Source organism: Rhodoflexus sp., assembly GCF_053489755.1.
The window spans coordinates 1-18557 of record NZ_JBRCHD010000008.1 but is presented as its reverse complement, the minus strand read 5'-3'; the positions used below and the strand labels follow the sequence as shown (position 1 = coordinate 18557).

General features: G+C 45.7%; 17 protein-coding genes. 8 read left to right on the top strand and 9 right to left on the bottom strand.

What is annotated here, in order from left to right; genetic code table 11:
- Positions 1–24 precede the first annotated feature (24 nt).
- A complete protein-coding gene (locus tag ACWIP2_RS00995) occupies positions 25–843 on the top strand; it encodes a purine-nucleoside phosphorylase (RefSeq protein ID WP_448518023.1) in 819 nt (272 codons plus the stop codon).
- Here ACWIP2_RS00995 and radC read toward each other — a convergent pair.
- The 3 genes from radC to greA are packed head-to-tail and all read right to left on the bottom strand — an operon-like array spanning position 840 to position 2574.
- Entirely contained in the window at positions 840–1535 is a 696-nt protein-coding gene (gene radC, locus ACWIP2_RS00990; RefSeq protein ID WP_448518022.1) for a RadC family protein, read from the bottom strand. The genes ACWIP2_RS00995 and radC overlap by 4 nt on opposite strands.
- The gene (locus ACWIP2_RS00985) at positions 1532–2110 is read right to left on the bottom strand and encodes a DUF502 domain-containing protein (protein ID WP_448518021.1); all 579 of its coding nucleotides are present in this window, start codon (positions 2108–2110) and stop codon (positions 1532–1534) included. Before ACWIP2_RS00985 ends, radC begins: the two co-directional genes overlap by 4 nt.
- On the bottom strand, positions 2107–2574 hold the full coding sequence (gene greA / locus ACWIP2_RS00980) for a transcription elongation factor GreA (protein ID WP_448518020.1): 468 nt from the start codon (positions 2572–2574) through the stop codon (positions 2107–2109). Before greA ends, ACWIP2_RS00985 begins: the two co-directional genes overlap by 4 nt.
- A gap of 126 nt (positions 2575–2700) precedes the next feature.
- Between greA and mtaB the strand changes: the two genes are divergently transcribed.
- On the top strand, positions 2701–4026 hold the full coding sequence (mtaB, locus tag ACWIP2_RS00975; protein WP_448518019.1) for a tRNA (N(6)-L-threonylcarbamoyladenosine(37)-C(2))-methylthiotransferase MtaB: 1326 nt from the start codon (positions 2701–2703) through the stop codon (positions 4024–4026).
- A gap of 409 nt (positions 4027–4435) precedes the next feature.
- On the opposite strand, the gene ACWIP2_RS00970 is transcribed toward mtaB, so the two are convergent.
- Positions 4436–5509 (bottom strand): aminotransferase class I/II-fold pyridoxal phosphate-dependent enzyme, encoded by a 1074-nt coding sequence (locus ACWIP2_RS00970; protein WP_448518018.1) that lies wholly within the window; start codon positions 5507–5509, stop codon positions 4436–4438.
- Positions 5510–5647: 138 nt separating this feature from the next.
- On the opposite strand from ACWIP2_RS00970, the gene ACWIP2_RS00965 reads away from it, so the two are divergent.
- The 4 genes from ACWIP2_RS00965 to ACWIP2_RS00950 are packed head-to-tail and all read left to right on the top strand — an operon-like array spanning position 5648 to position 8167.
- Entirely contained in the window at positions 5648–6865 is a 1218-nt protein-coding gene (locus ACWIP2_RS00965) for a SufS family cysteine desulfurase (RefSeq protein WP_448518017.1), read from the top strand.
- Between the two features lie 13 nt (positions 6866–6878).
- Complete coding sequence (locus tag ACWIP2_RS00960) at positions 6879–7307, top strand: SufE family protein (RefSeq protein ID WP_448518016.1); 429 nt, start codon at positions 6879–6881, stop codon at positions 7305–7307.
- Between the two features lie 7 nt (positions 7308–7314).
- Entirely contained in the window at positions 7315–7698 is a 384-nt protein-coding gene (locus tag ACWIP2_RS00955) for a DUF59 domain-containing protein (RefSeq protein ID WP_448518015.1), read from the top strand.
- A gap of 49 nt (positions 7699–7747) precedes the next feature.
- Positions 7748–8167: a BrxA/BrxB family bacilliredoxin gene (locus tag ACWIP2_RS00950; protein ID WP_448518014.1), complete on the top strand. Its 420-nt coding sequence runs from the start codon at positions 7748–7750 to the stop codon at positions 8165–8167.
- Between the two features lie 293 nt (positions 8168–8460).
- Here the strand turns inward: ACWIP2_RS00950 and ACWIP2_RS00945 are convergent, their stop codons facing one another.
- The 3 genes from ACWIP2_RS00945 to ACWIP2_RS00935 form a co-directional block, all read right to left on the bottom strand.
- Positions 8461–9189, bottom strand: coding sequence for an SDR family NAD(P)-dependent oxidoreductase (locus ACWIP2_RS00945; RefSeq protein ID WP_448518013.1), 729 nt, complete (start codon positions 9187–9189; stop codon positions 8461–8463).
- A 71-nt stretch (positions 9190–9260) separates the two neighbouring features.
- Complete coding sequence (locus ACWIP2_RS00940; RefSeq protein WP_448518012.1) at positions 9261–12581, bottom strand: UvrD-helicase domain-containing protein; 3321 nt, start codon at positions 12579–12581, stop codon at positions 9261–9263.
- Between the two features lie 61 nt (positions 12582–12642).
- The gene (locus ACWIP2_RS00935; protein ID WP_448518011.1) at positions 12643–14139 is read right to left on the bottom strand and encodes a S10 family peptidase; all 1497 of its coding nucleotides are present in this window, start codon (positions 14137–14139) and stop codon (positions 12643–12645) included.
- Between the two features lie 109 nt (positions 14140–14248).
- Between ACWIP2_RS00935 and ACWIP2_RS00930 the strand changes: the two genes are divergently transcribed.
- Positions 14249–16303, top strand: coding sequence for a tetratricopeptide repeat protein (locus ACWIP2_RS00930; RefSeq protein WP_448518010.1), 2055 nt, complete (start codon positions 14249–14251; stop codon positions 16301–16303).
- A gap of 83 nt (positions 16304–16386) precedes the next feature.
- Here the strand turns inward: ACWIP2_RS00930 and ACWIP2_RS00925 are convergent, their stop codons facing one another.
- Both ACWIP2_RS00925 and ACWIP2_RS00920 read right to left on the bottom strand, forming a co-directional pair.
- Complete coding sequence (locus ACWIP2_RS00925; RefSeq protein ID WP_448518009.1) at positions 16387–17010, bottom strand: hypothetical protein; 624 nt, start codon at positions 17008–17010, stop codon at positions 16387–16389.
- A gap of 8 nt (positions 17011–17018) precedes the next feature.
- Positions 17019–17654, bottom strand: coding sequence for a hypothetical protein (locus tag ACWIP2_RS00920; protein WP_448518008.1), 636 nt, complete (start codon positions 17652–17654; stop codon positions 17019–17021).
- Positions 17655–17935: 281 nt separating this feature from the next.
- Here ACWIP2_RS00920 and ACWIP2_RS00915 point away from each other — a divergent pair, with 281 nt between their 5' ends.
- Positions 17936–18478 (top strand): TRAP transporter small permease subunit, encoded by a 543-nt coding sequence (locus tag ACWIP2_RS00915; RefSeq protein WP_448518007.1) that lies wholly within the window; start codon positions 17936–17938, stop codon positions 18476–18478.
- The last annotated feature ends 79 nt before the right edge of the window (positions 18479–18557 follow it).

The following is an 18557-nucleotide window of genomic DNA, read 5'->3' as shown; positions in this document are numbered from 1 at the left end:
TCGCGCAAAAATACATAAAACCACATGACATTTCAGCAAATTGAAGAAGCAGCCGGCTATATCCGCAGCATTACCGACGCACCCTGTACAACGGGCATCATCAGCGGCACAGGGCTAAGCGGGCTGGCGCAAGCAATGGACATCACACATAGCATCAGCTATACGCAAATCCCTCATTTTCCGCTTTCTACGGTTGAAGGGCATCCGGGCAGGCTGCTATTCGGTAGTATTGCTGGGCATCCTGTGGTGATGATGCAGGGACGACTGCACTACTACGAAGGCTACGATATGCAGCAGGTTGTATCTCCTGTTCGCGTGATGAAGTTGCTGGGAATCAAACAGTTGTTTGTATCCAATGCAGCAGGCGGTCTGCACCCCGACTTTGCCCTGAGCGACTTGATGCTCATCTGCGACCACATCAATTTGCAGCCCGAAAATCCGCTGCGAGGTAGCAATATCGCTCAATTAGGCGACCGCTTCCCCGATATGAGCGAGGCTTACGATCCGCAACTGATTGCACTTGCCGAAAAAGTTGCCAACAACGAAAGAATTAAATTGCACAAAGGCGTTTATGTAAGTGTCCCCGGTCCTAACCTAGAAACTCCTGCCGAATACCGCATGTTGCGGACTATGGGTGCAGATGCGGTCGGAATGTCCACCGTTCCCGAAGTAATTGCAGCGCGGCACATGCACCTGCCCGTTTTTGCTATTTCGGTCATTACAGACCTTTGCAGTCTGGGAAAAATACAAAAAATCACTTTGGAAGACGTATTGGCTGCCGCGCGTAATGCCGAGCCGCAGTTGGAGCGACTGATTGTCGGAATGTTGCAGGAGATAAGTTAGTCCATCATTCCTTCGTCTGCAAAGCTAAAATAGCCGCTGTCGGTGTAAATCAGGTGGTCAAACACTGTTATTTCCAGCACGTAACCGGCAGCGACTAATTTCTTTGTCAAGTCAATATCTGCCTGACTTGGCCTGAGGTTGCCCGAAGGATGGTTATGCACCAGAATCAGTCCGCTGGCGCTGTGCTCTAATGCTGACTTGAATATGATTTTAGGATCAACCACAGTACCTGCTACTCCACCGGTACTGATATTCACTTTTTGCAGAATCTCATTAGATCTGCTCAAAAGGATCACCCAAAACTCTTCGTGTTGAATATCAGCCAGATGCGGGCGAATAGCTTCATAGGAATCCTGCGAGGAGCGAATGCGGATACGCTTAGGCGCTTCGGTTTCTTTGCGCCGCCTGCCCAGCTCAAGTGCCGCAGCAATGGTAACGGCTTTAGCCTCGCCGATTCCCTTGAATTTTTGCAAGTCTTTGATTGAAAATCGCGCGAGGTTGTACAGGCTGTGATCAGCGGTCGCCAGTATTTGTTTGGCAAGATCTACGGCAGAAAGCGAAGCAGTACCTGTTCCGAGTAAAATTGCGATTAGTTCTGCATCGGAAAGAGCTGCCCTGCCTTTTTGGAGGAGTTTCTCGCGCGGTCGGTCGTCCTCCGCCCAATGCTTGATCGGAGTAAAATCGCTGCTCATGGCTGTTCCGATTCCTTATGCTCTTTATGATTAAGTTCGACCACCCCACCCGACATGAGGAAACGCATCGTTTCTGCACCCTGTGTCGGCAATGGTTGAATATTTTTACGTGGCACTAAGTATAAATTACCTGAAATATTGTAGGAGTGAGGCAGAAAAACAGCCACCAGATCATTAATTCCAATATGGCTCAAATCCTGCTGGGTAATGAAACCAACACGAAATACTTCATTTTCGGCATTTAGCTTGACTAACACAGGATTGGTAAATTTTTGCTGCTCGCCTACAATTCCTGAAACCAACTCTTTGAAGGAGCTGTAAAGCAAACCGATTACCGGAAGATTAGACAAGGTTTGCTCAAACCAATTTACTACGGGCCGTAGTAATTTGAGCTTTGTTGTCAAAAAACCAAGTAAAGAGATCCCAAAAATAATGACAAAAAAACCCAAGCCCCGAATATCTAAGGGCAGCAAGCCGTCTAACCAATTAAAAATAAAAACAAGTGTAGCTACTGTTAGTACGATTGGAACAACTAACAGCAGCCCACGAAAAAAATATTTGACCAGGCTGTTCAACGGCTGATCGCAAGAATTTCAAATTCCATCTTACCGCGCGGCGTAGTAATTTCTGCCAATTCGCCTTCTTTTTTACCAAGTAAACCTTGTCCAATTGGCGACTTAACCGATATTTTACCCAATTTCAGATCTGCTTCTTCTTCTGCGACAAGCATGTACTCTACCTGCTGCCCGTTTGCCTTATTCTTGATTTTTACTTTGGAGAGGATCGAGACTTTAGACGTATCAATCATAGATTCATCTACGACGCGAGCCTGGGAAAGCAGTTCTTCCAGTTTGGAAATTTTCAACTCCAACAGTCCTTGGGCATCTTTGGCTGCATCGTACTCGGCATTTTCACTCAAGTCGCCTTTATCTCGTGCCTCTGCAATCTGACGGGCGATCTCGGCGCGTCCTTTCGTGCGCAATTCGTGCAATTCATCCTTCAGCTTTTGTAAGCCCTCAGCAGTGTAATACGTTGGCATGTCTTTACTCAATTAGGTTGTCAAACTCATTACCGGAGAAAAAAATAATAACGGCTACCCCGAGGAAAACCGTTATTATCTTTACTCATTCGTGCAAAACTACAAATTATTACCGAAATTTGCAACATGAAAAAAGTGGCTTTTTACACGCTGGGGTGCAAGTTGAACTACTCGGAGACATCTACAATCGCGCGGTTATTCGAACAACGCGGCTATACCAAAGTAGATTTTACCGATTCGCCTGATATATTTATTATCAACACTTGCTCTGTAACTGAAAATGCCGATAAAAAATGTCGGAAAATAGTTAAGGAAGCCCGTAAAATATCTCCTGAAGGCTACATAGCTATTATCGGTTGCTATGCGCAGTTGAAGCCACAGGAAATTGCTGAAATACCCGGCGTAGATGCGGTACTTGGCGCTGCCGAAAAGTTCCGCCTCATAGACCTGCTCGATGGTTTTGTGCGTCCGGAAACGCCGCAGGTTTTTGCAGGAGAAGTCAATCGCGCTAATGAGCATTTTAACGCTGCCTACTCATATGGCGACCGAACCCGCACTTTCCTCAAAATACAGGACGGCTGCGATTACAGTTGCTCTTTTTGCACCATTCCGCTGGCACGCGGAGCAAGCCGCAGCGATACGCCCGAAAATATCTTAACAAAAGCGCGCGAAATAGCTGCTTTAGGAGAGGTACGCGAAATTGTACTGACAGGCGTTAATACAGGCGACTACGGACTGATCAACGGCAAGCGGCAGCATCGCTTCATTGATCTGATTCAACAATTAGACACAATAGAAGGTATTGATCGCTTCCGCATTTCGTCTATTGAACCCAATCTGCTCACCGACGAAATCATCGCATTTGTAGCACAGTCTAAAAAATTTGTGCCTCATTTTCATATTCCGCTGCAATCGGGCAGCAATAAGATACTGGGGTTGATGCGCCGTCGCTATCGCCGCGAACTGTATGCCGATCGCGTGGCAAAAATTAAGGCACTAATGCCCAACTGTTGTATTGGTGTGGATGTGATTGTAGGCTTCCCCAATGAAACAAATGAGGATTTTCTTGACACCTACCAATTCCTCAACGAACTGGATATTTCTTACCTGCATGTGTTCACCTATTCGGAGCGCGTAAATACACCGGCAGCTACCATGCAAGGACGCGTACCGGAGAAAGTGCGCGCCGAACGCTCGCGGATGCTGCATATCCTATCAGACAAGAAACGCCGTCATTTCTATAACCAAAATATTGGTAAACAGGCAGTTGTATTGTTTGAAAACGATGTAGAAGAAGGCATGATGCATGGTTTTACAGAAAACTATATACGCGTAGCGGCCAAATATGACCCGCTGCTGATCGGCGAATTGAAAACTGTGCAAATGACGCATATCAATGCGAATGGTTATGTGGAAGTAACTGAGCCTGAATTAGTTTACGAAACACACTAGTATAGTCCATCATTTACCTTGCTGCCAGCCCGTGAAATAATCGAGAAAAGGCATATTTCCGTTGGCAGGTGCGTTTAGTCAATAACGAAAAGCGCATAAGCAAGTGCATGTAGAGCGGCGGTATCGGCACGACCTTTTGCAATTCCTCTCAAGTCCAATTTTATGCCTTTGCAGGTGAGTTTTACCACTCAATTGCCGGGCAGTAATCGCTCATCAGGATCGGATTGAGCAGCGAGAAGGCTTCACTCACTACAATTGCATAGCTATCTGATACTGAAATGAAGGTAGTATCCTAAAAAGTGTTCGCGTTTTTTCCACATTCAAAAGTAAATTTTTAAGTAGCATCAGACATATTTTTTAACCAACGGCAACAAATCAGCGGCAATACAAGCATTTGTGTCATTCCGGTTCATTGCCTTAAAAAATCCTTGATTAGCTGCCCCAGCAAATGAATATCATCCGCCGTATGCGCTGCATTGACAACGACGCGGGTAACTACCGGCCCATCAATTTTCGGATAAGGAAAGGCTGAAATCAGCACTCCCCTATCAAGCAAAAACTCATACAAACCCGAGGTTTCGGTGTAGAAAACAGGATAGTGAGCGGCATATCTGAAAATCCCTAAAGGCGTGAGTTGTTCGGCGGCTAATCGCACATTTTCGGCTAATTGTTTGCGCTGTGCCTCCCAGATTGGCTGTGCATGGAGCATTGCATACGCATAGGCAGGCGCGCAAGGTGAGGCTCCTGCAAAAAACGCATTGTGCGACAGCAATCGTCCATGATGTGCATTAGTCAGGATCAGTCCTGCAGCAAGCCCGCAAGCCTTTGCTAATGAGGCAATTACAAGCAGCTGTATTTGTGGAAACTGCTGTAAGGTCGGGAAAATTCCTCTGCCGCCTTCCCCTGTAATGCCGATACCGTGCGAGTCGTCCACGACAAGCGTAACCTGTGCTTCGGCGGGCAAGGCAGCCAGAGGCGAAAAGTCGTATAATTCGGCTTTTACCGAATCTAAAGCATTGCAAACCAGCAAGTAAGGACGTGCAGGATGCAGCCTGACGGCAGTAATCGCATCCTCCAACCAGCATTGGAAGGAAGCATCTTCGTGGGTTTCAAAGCCCGACCAGAGCGCTTGGTGCGTGCCGGGTGCATATGCAACCACAGTTTCAGGGTGTTTAAGCACCTGCTGCCGCAACCACCACGCGGTCAGTTGCCCGGCCAAAAAACCCGATGACAGCAGAATCGCCCGTTCTGCACCTGTATGCTGCTGCCAAAACTGCTCAGCTGCCTCATAGACCGAAAGCCGCAGGTTGGCAGTTCGCGAGCCTCCAAAATTATTGCCATGTCGCCGCATCCCCTCTACAAGCAGTTGCCTAAAGCCCTCATGCGAAGGTAGTGCCAGGTAAGAAGTGCCGCTGAAATAAAGCATTTCGCCGCGCTCGGTATGTAAAATTCGCCCGATAGGATCGTTGGTGTGTAAAATCATCTCGCAAAATACAGAGAATTCGGGCAGTGTCTCAAAACCACTGCGAACAAATTACCAAACTAACGTGTTTATGTTTAGAACTGATTTAAATAAGCGTTAATTTTGCAACCTATCCATTCTGCTCCGCAAGGAAAAACTATGCTTGACACCACATCCATTCGACAAGATTTTCCCATTCTTCAACAAGAAGTCAATGGAAGGCCACTCATATACTTCGATAATGCAGCTACATCTCAAAAACCGCGTCAGGTAATTGAAGCATTGACGCATTATTACGCAGCAATCAATGCCAACGTACACAGAGGCATTCACTTTTTGGCTGAAAAAGCTACTGAAGCCTTCGAAGATACGCGCGAAAGTGTTGCAAAAATGATCAATGCTCCGTCAAAAGAGCAAATTATCTTTACTAGAGGTACAACTGAATCTATTAATCTGGTAGCTGCCAGCTATGGACGGACATTTATTGGCGAAGGCGATGAAATTATTGTCAGTACATTAGAACATCATTCTAACATCGTGCCTTGGCAAATGCTTTGTGCAGAAAAAAAAGCAATCCTCAAAGTCATTCCCATTAATGACGCGGGTGAGCTACTGATGGACGAATACAAAAAGCTGCTTTCACCGCGCACTAAATTAGTTGCTGTGATGCACGTTTCCAATGCACTTGGTACAGTCAATCCGGTAGCAGAAATCGTCAGGCTGGCACACACACAAGGCGCGAAGGTGCTAATTGACGGCGCACAGGCAGCTCCACACTATCAAATTGACGTTCAAGCACTTGACGTTGATTTTTACGCTTTTTCTGCGCACAAAATGTATGGCCCAACGGGTATGGGTATCTTGTACGGCAAACGCGAGTTACTGGAAGCGATGCCTCCTTACATGGGCGGCGGCGAAATGATCCGAGAAGTCAGTTTTAAGGGAACTACCTATAATGAGATTCCTTACAAATTTGAAGCAGGCACCCCAAACATAGGCGATGCAGTAGCGACAAAGTATGCCATCGCTTATATGCAAGGCATTGGCCAAGAGGCAATTGCAAAACACGAAAACGAATTGCTCAATTATGCTGTCGCTGCTGTTTCCACTATTCCCGGTCTGCGACTGATCGGTACAGCTAAAGAAAAAGCAAGCGTACTCTCGTTCTTAGTCGAAGGCGTACACCCGATGGATCTGGGGATGATGTTAGATGCCAAAGGAATTGCTGTACGTACCGGCAGCCACTGCGCCATGCCCTTGATGGAGCGTTTGGGTATCTCGGGAACTGTTCGCGCCTCTTTTGCTGTTTACAATACCGAAGCTGAAATAGATACTTTTGCCAAAGAATTGCGCCGGGCTGTTGAAACCCTGCGATAGCTGTTGAAAAACTATGACCATTCAGGAAATTCAGGACGAAATTATAGACGAGTTTGCATTACTTGACAACAAAGATGACCGTTACAACTATATTATTGAGCTTGGTAAAAAGTTGCCTCCCTATCCTGAGTCCTTTAAAACTGAAGATTTCCTTATCAAAGGATGCCAGTCTAAGGTATGGATAAAGCCTGAAATACAAGATAATAAACTCGTCTTCTATGGCGATAGCGACTCTACGCTTGTTAAAGGTATTGTCAGCCTGTTGGTACGCGTACTCTCAGGACAGCCTGCCCGGGAAATTGCTGCCGCAGATCTGTATTTCATTGATCGGATCGGGATGAAGCAAATGCTTTCTATGAATCGCTCCAATGGACTGGCGGCAATGGTGAAGCAACTTAAACTATATGCACTTGCCTACACTTCTACAGATACACCTAACTGAATCGGCTATGATGGAACCACTTGACAAACAACAAGAACCTGAAAATAATGTGCCTGCCTCGGTAGAACCTACCAACGTAACACCGATAGATAACCTTCGCGACAAGGTGCTGGAGGCAATCAAAACGGTCTATGACCCGGAAATTCCGGTAAACATTTATGAATTAGGGCTGATTTATGAAGTTACAGTCTATCCGGTCAATAATGTTTTCATTTTAATGACACTTACCTCACCTGCCTGTCCTTCGGCAGAGCAAATCCCGGTGGAGGTGAAGGAAAAAGTGAGCGCTATCCCTGGCGTTAACGAGGTTACAGTAGAACTGACATTTAACCCGCCTTACACGCAGGAAATGATGTCGGAAGTAGCTAAGTTAGAGTTGGGCTTTCTATAATTTCTATAATTTTTCTGTTTTTTTATCTATCAAAATCAGCTTTAAAGCCATGTACCCAAAAGAGCTTACCGACCCAATGAAGCAAGACCTAACAGCGATCGGCTTCGAAGATTTAGACACACCCGAAAAGGTGGACGCTGCAATCAAGCGCGAAGGCGTTACGATACTGGTTGTCAACTCTGTATGCGGTTGTGCAGCAGGTGCTGCGCGCCCGGGCGTAAAACTGGCCATACAGCAATCGCCCATTAAACCGGATCATATGGTTACCGTTTTTGCAGGTGTAGATAAAGAGGCCGTAGCCAAGGCGCGTGAATACATGCTGCCCTACCCTCCGTCTTCGCCCTCTATCGCAATCTTTAAGGATGGCGACTTGATGCACTTCATTGAGCGCCACCACATCGAAGGACGCTCTGCACAAATGATTGCCGAGCATCTGATCGAGGCTTTCCAAGAATTTTGCGAGGTGTAACCATTGCACCTTAAGCACTAAGGGGCTGTCCAAAAAGGCTGAATGTAGCACAGACTTTAATTTGATTATCAAGTGATTAACAAATCACAGATTAAAGTTCGTGTTGCTTCTTGGACAGCCTCTTTTAATAAGTAATACCATTGTGGATTGCCTGATGGGTAATAACTCCAGAGGGGTTTCATATCGGTAGTATTAATTGCCGTGTAACACGCCCTTTGAGCTGCGCATTAGTTACTTGCTGACTATCAATTACTTACACATCCCAAAGTGTATGTTACATTTTGCCGACCTACTTACAAATCTTTCAATACCCCGCTGATGCCGCCGTCAATTTGTATATCTGCACCATTAATAAATCCGGCTTTGTCTGATGCCAGAAAAATAGCTACTTCTGCTACCTCTTCAGGCTGTCCAATGCGCCCTACAGGATGGATAGCATTGAGTTTACGGAAATCGTCGGGATTGGAAAAACTTGCCAGCAGCATAGGCGTTTCTATTGCTGCAGGGCTAATTGAGTTCACTCGGATGCGCCCTGCCAGATCCACCGCAAGTGCTTTAGTCAGCCCTACCAAAGCAGATTTGCTGGTCGCATAAGCCACAAATAAGGGCTTCGTAAGTTGCCGATGAATACTTGCCACATTAATTACCGAGCCTTTCGTATTTTCCATATGCGGTAAGCAATATTGTGTCAGCAAAAAAGGCGCTGTCAGGTTTACATTTAAGGTTGTTTGCCACTGTTCAAGAGTCAGATCGTCGGTCTTGTTGAGCAACTGCTCAGCCGCATTATTAACCAGACACTTAAGGGGATGCTTGTCAATAATTTCATCTAACCGTGCGTATAATGCACTGCGATAATCAACATCCGTGCAGAGGCGGTTCAGATCTATCTGTAAGTACAGATCTGCATTTGCCATCGGCTGACGATCTAAACCAATGGTGAAATAACCCTCTCGCTTGAATAGACGGACAATCTCTGCACCAATTCTTCCCGAAGATCCGGTAACTATTACGCTTTGAAGCATAGAGCAAATCTATATAAAAATTCGTCAAATAGTCATAAAGATTGACAGACAGCTACACACTTAAAATACTGCTACAATGCTGTAACTACCCGCCCCTCTTCGGTGTAAAGCAGCAAGGCGCTAACTTTCCTGCCTGCATACACAGGCATCTGCTCAATCATACGAGCATATCCTCTTATTTGCTCGGCGTGTTTTTGCTGCAACTCAATGCCTGTTTTATAGTCAAGAATAGTGATTTGGTCGCGGTCTATCACCAAGCGGTCGGGGCGCAAGGTCTTGCTGTCGCGGCTGCCCTCTTTTTTGGCGATTAGTTCTTTTTCATTAAAGACTATTCGTCCTTCAACTTTGTCAAATAGCGGCGCAATTTCAGGAATAGTTAGCAACCTTATCATTTTTTCTTGCAAAGTCGCCTTTTCTTGTAAATCAATCAATCCTTCATGGAATAACGCGGCAACAGCCATTGGCACATCCTCCGCATAGCGTACTTTTTCAAAAGCATAATGCAACAGCAGACCCTGCTTGCGCGCATCGTACAAGGCCGGAAGATCAATGCGATTCTCGCCTTGGCCCTTATCGCCGCGCCTCATACGCAGTTTGTCGCGGCTTTCGGCGCTTAAAAAAGTCTTCATCGGATAAGGTTGCATGTCGGGGGCGGCAACTTTTCGCCGTACGGGCGCATCTTCTTCCGCAAAAAGGTAGCGCACAACTGTAGCCTCCGCTAGCTTTCGGGCTTGCATTTGCTCGGCAAAGGTAAGTAACAATGCGCTGATATTGTTGGGTTTGTCGGTAGATTTTTGTGTTTTTCCAATAATATAAACTCTATTTTCAGCTCTTGTCAAAGATACGTATAATATATTGAGCGCATCGGCAAAAATAGCATTTTTTTCTTGCCAATAGCGCTCGGCAAAAGACGTATTTTCTAACTTGCCGCTTAGCTGCACCCAAATCGCAGGCAGTTGGGGCGCGAGTTGTTTATTTGCCCATTTCACCCAAATGTAATCTTTAACGCTTGGCGTGAGTTTCCAGTCGGCATAAGGCACAATCACAATCGGGAATTGAAGCCCCTTAGCACTGTGGATGGTCATTAGGCGGATGGCTTCATCGCCCGAAGGTGGCATGGAAACCGAAATTTTATCGGCTTTTTTATTCCAGTATTCTATAAAATCAACCAAATTATTGTTGTGGTTTTGGCTGAAAGCCAGCAACTCGTCTAATAGCCTTTGCAGGAAAATTTGCTCGGCAGGATCGTCGTTCAACTCAAAAATACGAATGAGTTCCTCGCCAATTTCATAGGGCGAAAGGTATTGCAAAGCCCTGAAAATAAGTCGCTTGCCAAATCTTTCGCGAATAAACTGTAAAAACTCGCTCACACGCGGTTTTTTAGCCTGTTCGGCCACTTCGCGGTGGGTTTGGCCCGAATAATCGCCGTTGATGCCGTCAATTTGCAAGTGCTTGTAAAGAAAATAAAGCGCTTCCGACTTTACAATCGGATTGAGCGGCTGCACCATGATTTGCATAAAGCCAACAATGAAGCGCACCCGCGCTGAGTTGCTAATGAGCAGCGATTCAGGGGAAACGACGCGGTAGCCTGCCTCTACCAAACCGCTCGCCAGCGCGATAGCCGCCCGGTTGGTACGACAAATAATGGCAATTTCTCCCGGACGAAAACCGTCTGCCATCGCTCGGTCTATGATTTGGCGGCAACTCTGAAAAGTCTGCTCGGCATATTCGCTTGCGCTGATTCTCCCTTCACCGCCTAAAAGTTGCAACTCTACATGTCCCGTCTGCATTTTGCGCGGCTGTTGTGCGCTTTGCTCGTAGTAGCGTCGCAAATTTGGATATTCTCCGCTAAATTTTTCTACTACCCATCCGAATAGATTGTTGTTGAAATTGACAATAGAGGCGACACTGCGAAAATTGTATTGTAACTGGTAAGGTTGATAATATCGCCTGAAAATGCCGATTTCGTTTGTAATAGGCGAATCAGGACTCGCTGTTGGCACATCGGGCAGTTGTACCATCAACTCGGCGTTGCCGCTTCGCCAACGGTAGATAGATTGCTTGGCATCGCCCACAAGCATATTGGTATATTTGCTACCTAAGGCATTGGCAATCAGTGGTATGAGGTTATGCCACTGCATCTGTGAAGTATCCTGAAACTCGTCTATCAATAGGTGATGGTAGCGCTCGCCTATGCGTTCGTAGAGATAGGGCACGGGTTCGGACTCAATGATGCGGTTGATGCGGTAGTTAAACTCGCTGATATGCACCTTGTTGCGCTCCAGCATGAGCAAATCCACCTCGCGGCGCAACTCGCCCAAAACCGCCAACTGGTAAAGACAGCGTAAAGCTAATTTACACTCTATGTAGGTAGCTCCTTGCTGCTCGCGAAGATGATCTATTGTGTAAAAAATATTTTCTAATTTGGCTGCAATGGTATCAATCGCTTGCTTATCATAGGCTTTTGCTGTTTTGGGATACCACTTGCCGTCGCGGACATTGTTTTGCACGGTGGCGCTTGCCCCCTCAACAAACAGGTCAAAATCGCTTTGCGCTAATTTGTGAAAATAAAAACCGATTCCTCGGCTGCCGCCTATGAACGCCTCGAGGGCTATTTGATGGCGAGCAATAAGTTCAAGCGCTTGTTGTGCTTGTTCAACTACCTGATTTTCAATACTTTTTACAAATACATATAATTCGCTGCGCATTTCTACAAACTGCTCCAAGGGGATAAGCGACAATTGTTCTATCCATCGGCGACTTTCTTCTTTGAACAAATGTTCGCCAAACTTAACTAATGCCTTGTCGGTTTGCCAACGCCTGCCGTCTTCGGTTTCCTGCCGCGTAAACTCTTGCATTAGGCGCGTGAGCATTGAGTCGCCGCGAACGCCTACGCGCTCCAACAGCCGATTGACCGCCGTTTCCAATAACTCATCGTCTTCTAATGCTACCTCATAGTTATAGGGCAAGTCCAAGTCTTTGGTAAAAGACTGCACTACGCGGTTGTTGAACGAATCTATGGTACTTACCGAAAGGTCGGAATAGTGGTGCAGCATGTGCGTAAAAGTAGCCGCTGCACGGTGGCGGACTTTTTCGCTTGTCCAGTCTTGGGCGGGGTATTCTAAGGTAATTTCGGCAGTGAGTTCGTCCAAAAAAGGCGAACTTGCTCCTTCAGGTAGTTCGCTGATTTGCCGCAAAGCCGAAATAATTCGCTCTTTCATTTCCTTAGCGGCATCTTTAGTAAATGTTATCGCCAAAATATACCGATAATAATCACCTTTAAAAAATTCACCAGCGGCAGGCGCAGCTAAAGCCAGTTTAAGAAATTCTTTGGTGAGGGTGTAGGTCTTGCCTGACCCTGCCGACGAACGATATACCTTGAATTGAGACATGGACAAATTTATTTAAACAAATCCCTCACAGGGTTTTCAAGCGCTGCGAGGGATTTCAGCCTTACTTTCCGCTTAAAAACAATGCAATATCCTTGTCCAATTGCACCAATGAAGGCTGATGAATATACATCATATGCCCCGATTCGTAGTAGGTCATGCGGATATTGTTGCGCAGCGAAGGATCTAAAAACATGTGATGAATGGTGTAATCGGTTGCGAAGTAGGGCGTAGCAAGGTCGTAGTAGCCGTTGGCAATCAGTACGCGAAGGTAAGGGTTCTTGCTGATAGCCTGCCGCAGCGTTTCCGATACGTTGAGATACTGATTCTGCACGTTGTTGTAGTTCCATGGCTGCACGCGGTTGGTGAGGATTTCATAAGGCAAATCATTCTCGTATTTCAGGTCGCGGCGCACGTAGTCGTTAATCGCCATCGTGTAAGGCCCGTAGATGGCGGCGTTGTAGCTGGGGTCAAATTCGTTGGTTTCGCCCGCGTAATCATAGTCAAAGCCGGTGATGCGCCCGTCTAACCTGCCAACTGTTTTGCGCTCATGACGCAGTAATTCTTTGCAAAAACGCTGAATATTAATGCGCAAATTGGTACGCAATAAATAATCTACGCTTAAACCCGTAAATTTACTTAACTTTTCGGCAATTGCTTTTTGTTCCGCCTCGCTCAATCGGTCGCCTTTCATCAGCGCCAGCGTGTATTCGTTCATGGCAAAATTTTCTACCTGCGGCAATAGCGTTTTCAGGTCGGGAAATTCGCTGCCCAACTGCTTGTGATACCATGCAATCGCTGCGTAGGTTGGCAAAAACAGCGCATAGGGCAAGTCGTTACCTTTTTCAAAACGGGCGGTCTGGAAATTCATAATTGCCGAAATCAAAATCAAGCCATTGAGATACATGCCGTAACGGTCTTGCAGATAGCCGCTCAGCCCTGCGGCGCGGGTCGTGCCGTAGCTTTCACCTGCCAGATATTTAGGCGAATGCCAGCGTTGGAAACGCGTTGTCCACAGGCGAATAAAATCGCCAACGGCTGCAATATCTTCGTTATATCCTAAAAATTCCTTTCTATCTATGCCTTCTGCCGGGCGGCTGTAGCCCGTCATGACGGGATCAATAAACACTAAGTCGGTATCATCTAACCACGTGTAAGGATTATCAACAATTTGATAAGGCGGTGCGAGCGCTTCGCCTTTGTCGCTCATCAGGATGCGTTTGGGGCCTGCAGTGCCCATGTGCAGCCATACCGACGAGGAGCCGGGGCCGCCGTTGAAAGTAAAAGTTACGGGACGCGTGCGTGTATCGGTAACCCCCTCTTTGGTGTATGCCATGAAGAAAATATTGGCACGGGCTTTCCCGTCTTCTTCGCGCAGGGTGAGGTAGCCCGTTGTAACCTTGTAGCGCAAAACCTGCCCGTTGATGGTCATTTGGTGCTGCGTTACCGAAAGCGGCATATCAGGTGCAGGCGCGGGCTTAGTTTTGTCTTGCGCCATGAATGGCATTGCCCAAAAACAGCAAAAAACAATCAATAATTGGATGTGTTTCATGTTTTTCATACCGGTTAAAGGTATTTGTTTCAAAATCTGTATTCCACAGGTTGCCGAAAATTAGTAAAAGTAAACGCATCGCCATCGGCAGCAGATAAATTTCCTTATTTTTGATGTCGTGAAAAAGATTGCTTTCAACCTATTTTTCTGCACCGTTTTTTCGGTAGCATTTGCACAAACTACACTGAAAGACAATGCCTTAGACAGTGTGCGCAGGCAGTTGCGACAGCCCGGCATTGCCGATATCCTGCGCATAGACTTGCTCAATACGCTTGCCTTTAATCTATATGGTAAATCCCTTGACAGTGTGGCTATTATAGCAGATTCGGTCAGCAACTACGCGCGCCGCATTGGCTATGACAGAGGTTTAGCGACTTCCTACTGGATTAAGGGCATGTATCTGAAAGACATCGGCGACTACGGCGGAGTCATTGATATTTACCTGCAGGCGCTGCGGATTTTTGAAAGTTTGCAAGACAAATCAGGTATTGCACGCGTGAATAACCTGATGGGGCTGGCGCTTTTGCCACTCAAGCGGTACGACGAAGCCTACACCTATTTTTCTAATGCGCTGGCAACTTATCAGGACATCGGCAACCGCGAACGCGTGGCTACCTGTATGAATAATCTGGGCTTGGTATATGTGGAAAAAGGAAATTATGACCGCGCTATTGAACTGATTAATAAGGGCTTAATTATCAATGATTCGCTCGGGCTGCGCAACAAAGTCGCCGTCAGCATGAATGACCTGGGCGAGGCTTATTTCCGCAAGGGGGACTATTTACAGGCGCTGACCTTCTTCAAAAAAGCACTGAACATTAATCAGGCGATTGAGCGCGTTTCCAAACTGCCTGAAAATTACAACAATACAGCCGCTGCCTACCAACAACTGGGGCAATATGATGAAGCGATTAGTTATTACAAAACCGGACTGGAAAAGGCGCAGGCACTGAATTTCAAAGAGCAAATCAGGTTTGCCTACCAGGGTTTGGCGGAGTGCTATGCGGGACAAAATAAATTCAGAGAAGCCTATCAGTACCACCGCCTGTTTCAGCAATTTGGCGACTCGCTGTTTAATGCAGAAAGTGCCGAAAAAATCGCCCGTATGCAGGCCTTGTATCAAACAGAACAGCAGGCAACTAAAATAGCACTGCTTACCAAGGAAAAACAGTTGCAGGAAGAAGAGGCAGAGTTTCGCCGCTGGCAACTGACGGGAATTTCTGCAATCTTACTGCTTTTTATGGCCCTGACTTTTGTCTTTTTCCGCAACTGGCGCGAACGTCAGCAGGCAAACCAGTTATTGCTTGTGAAAAATGAAGAAATCAATCAAAAACACGAAGAAATACGCATTCAAGCTGAACGTCTCTCAACTACACTCAACGAGTTGGAAGTAAAAAACAGAAATATCACCTCCAGCTTGAACTATGCAAAGCGCATTCAGTCGGCAATTTTGCCTTCGGAAACGCGTATTAAAAAGTCGCTGCCGCAGGTTTTTATCCTGTATCGTCCACGCGATATTGTTTCGGGTGATTTCTATTGGTTTCAGGATGTAGGGCTTTCGGAAAACGGCAAGGCAGGCGAACGCATGATTATCGCGGCGGCAGACTGTACTGGACACGGCGTACCCGGCGCATTTATGAGCCTGATTGGCAACGACTTACTGAATCAGATTGTCAATTTGCGCAGCGAATATCATCCCGGACAAATACTGAATCTGTTGGAAAAAGGCGTGCAGGCAGCACTTCAAAAAGACGACACCGAAAACCGCGACGGTATGGAGCTTGGCATTTGCTACCTTGATTTGCCCGCCGCCAAACTGTATTTCAGCGGCGCGATGAATCCATTGTACTACGTGCAGGATGATGAATTACAAGTCATCAAAGGTAATAAAATTTCCATTGGCGCGGCATCTGATAACATCCATTTTCAGGAACATGTCATTTATATTGACAAGCCCACTACTTTTTATCTCTGTTCCGATGGTTTTCAGGATCAGTTTGGGGGGGCTGATAACCGCAAGTTCATGGTGAAGCGCCTCCGCGAAGTTCTGCAAAAAACTGCTCAATTACCTTTTGAGGAGCAGAAATCTTATTTGGAAGCTATTCTGGACACGTGGATGGGAAGCCAGCCACAGATTGACGATATTCTCGTCATTGGTTTTCGGGTGGAGTGAGATGATTTAAAGATACTCATTATATCGCCCACAAACTATATTTTAGTTGCTTGTGGGCGAGAGACAAAGAGAAGGGTACTTTACTAATCAAAATGAAAATGAATGCCGACAGAATGTACCGGACGAACGGTAAGGAAATGCGCACGCTGCCCGTTTTGGAAATCATTGCGGTAGCGGTAGTCCATCAGCGCTGTTTCACCTGAAATAGATAGGCGCGGCAACAAGAAATACTTACAACCAATAAAAGCCGTCGCACCTAAATGAAATAAACCGGGATTATCAAAATACCTTGATCTAAATCTGAATACTCCTACCTCTGCACCATAGTGCAATTGAAAACGCTTCCAGTGCTGCTGCCATTCAATACCCGGCATCACTGAATATACATAATAGTTATTTGATCGGATATTTCTTGTTGAAAAAGCTGAAAAATACTCAAATCTCAACCGAAAGGCATAATGCCTGACTGTATTCAAATCTTTGTATTTCTGCCTGTTAAGTCGTATCAGCGTCTGGTAAGTAGGTAGAAGCTGCCTGCTTGGGAAGTCTATTAGACCAAAATTATTAATCATGACACCCATATCCCACTTATAGCCGCCGTAATCTGTACGTGTCGTTTTCAGTGATTCGCTGTTGTTATTGGCGTGTACATGAATAGTAAATACACAAAACAGCAGTGATAGTATTATTTGTTGAATATTTTTCATTTTTAAACCTAAAAAAAGAAATGAAAATTAACAGAATGAATCGGACGACCGTACATGTGGAACCCGCTTAAATTATTGTTAGGGGATGGAAAGTATTTGAGCATCCAGAGTAGTGTTTCGCCGGATATTGCAATTCGCTGCGTGGGAAAGTAACGCACACCTGCAATGAAACGAAAAGGAAAGGAGTTTAATGAAAAGAAATTATTTCCACTGATACCTTGAGATCTCTCAGCATCTATTCCAACTTCTGTTGCCAAGATGCCATGCAGATTTCCAAACCGCTTTTGCCATTCAAAACCTGCCTGTATGATAAGTTCTCGTTGGTTGCTTGGAAAGACTAATTGCCCTGAGTCAGCTTCGGTTTGCGACAAATTGTAACCTACCCGAAAACGGTAAGCATAGTGTACCGTACTTTTATTGGCTCTTTGCTTGCTTCGATGTAACCGAAACATTATGTTATAGTCTGCCATATCGGTATGCTGCCCCACCATGCCCGTAATAAGCGGAAAAAGATCAATAGAAATATCCCGCCGAAAGTCCCCATAACGGGTAGAGTCGCTCTGTGCCTGCGCGTTCTGTATGTAGCCGTTTGAGAGAAGTACTATCAATAGCCACAGAGATCGTTTAATTAGCCGTTTTTGCATAAATGGATTGATTTAGCTTGTAATTAGACAAATATATAAACGATTTTCTATTCAAAACGAAAAATAAAACGCTAATTATTGTTAATTTATATAGCTGCTATTGCACTTACCTATTTTATCTGTTACAACAAATGGTTATTTTGGACCATCGCTGCTAATTTATATACCCAATGATGCTAATCGTGAATGTCGTTTAGCAATAATGCTTATTCTTGCTGCTGTACTGTTTGGACTGCCTCAAAATCTCATTATCTTACGCCACCTTTAGTTGAGATGTGAAAATGAAAAAACTTCTGATTAACGCGCTATGTGCGTACAATCGCGGCGCGGATATGATAAACGAATATATTGGACGGGGTGTGTCATGGCTGACTACGCTGCTGGTGCTGGTGTTCTGTATAGACGTAGTTATTCGCTATGTTTTCAAAAGCGGCAGCGTGGCTTTTTACGAAGCTGAATGGCATATTTTTTCAATCATTTTCTTGCTTGGGGCAGGCTATTCGCTCAAACACGATCGCCATGTACGGGTAGATGTGTTCTATTCGCGATTTAGCCCTCAGGCAAAGGCTTGGGTCAATTTTTTTGGCGTCTTGTTTTTTTTACTGCCTTTTTCGATACTGGTTATCAAGGCATCTGTTCCTTATGTGGAATTGTCTTACCGCATCAATGAAGGTTCTGCCGATGCAGGCGGGCTGCCCTACCGCTACCTGATAAAAAGCACAATGATGATTGGTTTTACGCTTTTGCTACTGCAAGGCATTGCGCTCATGCTGGACAGTTTGTTAATTATTTTAGACATTCAAAAATCTTCTGACAACCGATGATTGCGCTGTTACTGTTCCTGACGCTGTTTGTTCTGCTCTTGTTAGGCTTTCCGGTAGCGTTTACGCTGGCGGGCGTTTC

Coding starts and splice junctions, on each gene's coding strand:
- greA (WP_448518020.1), bottom strand. CDS start 2,574: ATGCCAACGTATTACACTGCTGAGGGCTTACAAAAGCTGAAGGATGAA.
- ACWIP2_RS00920 (WP_448518008.1), bottom strand. CDS start 17,654: ATGCAAAAACGGCTAATTAAACGATCTCTGTGGCTATTGATAGTACTT.
- ACWIP2_RS00940 (WP_448518012.1), bottom strand. CDS start 12,581: ATGTCTCAATTCAAGGTATATCGTTCGTCGGCAGGGTCAGGCAAGACC.
- mtaB (WP_448518019.1), top strand. CDS start 2,701: ATGAAAAAAGTGGCTTTTTACACGCTGGGGTGCAAGTTGAACTACTCG.
- ACWIP2_RS00950 (WP_448518014.1), top strand. CDS start 7,748: ATGTACCCAAAAGAGCTTACCGACCCAATGAAGCAAGACCTAACAGCG.
- ACWIP2_RS00970 (WP_448518018.1), bottom strand. CDS start 5,509: ATGATTTTACACACCAACGATCCTATCGGGCGAATTTTACATACCGAG.
- ACWIP2_RS00935 (WP_448518011.1), bottom strand. CDS start 14,139: ATGAAAAACATGAAACACATCCAATTATTGATTGTTTTTTGCTGTTTT.
- ACWIP2_RS00915 (WP_448518007.1), top strand. CDS start 17,936: ATGAAAAAACTTCTGATTAACGCGCTATGTGCGTACAATCGCGGCGCG.
- ACWIP2_RS00925 (WP_448518009.1), bottom strand. CDS start 17,010: ATGAAAAATATTCAACAAATAATACTATCACTGCTGTTTTGTGTATTT.
- ACWIP2_RS00995 (WP_448518023.1), top strand. CDS start 25: ATGACATTTCAGCAAATTGAAGAAGCAGCCGGCTATATCCGCAGCATT.
- radC (WP_448518022.1), bottom strand. CDS start 1,535: ATGAGCAGCGATTTTACTCCGATCAAGCATTGGGCGGAGGACGACCGA.
- ACWIP2_RS00955 (WP_448518015.1), top strand. CDS start 7,315: ATGATGGAACCACTTGACAAACAACAAGAACCTGAAAATAATGTGCCT.
- ACWIP2_RS00945 (WP_448518013.1), bottom strand. CDS start 9,189: ATGCTTCAAAGCGTAATAGTTACCGGATCTTCGGGAAGAATTGGTGCA.
- ACWIP2_RS00965 (WP_448518017.1), top strand. CDS start 5,648: ATGCTTGACACCACATCCATTCGACAAGATTTTCCCATTCTTCAACAA.
- ACWIP2_RS00960 (WP_448518016.1), top strand. CDS start 6,879: ATGACCATTCAGGAAATTCAGGACGAAATTATAGACGAGTTTGCATTA.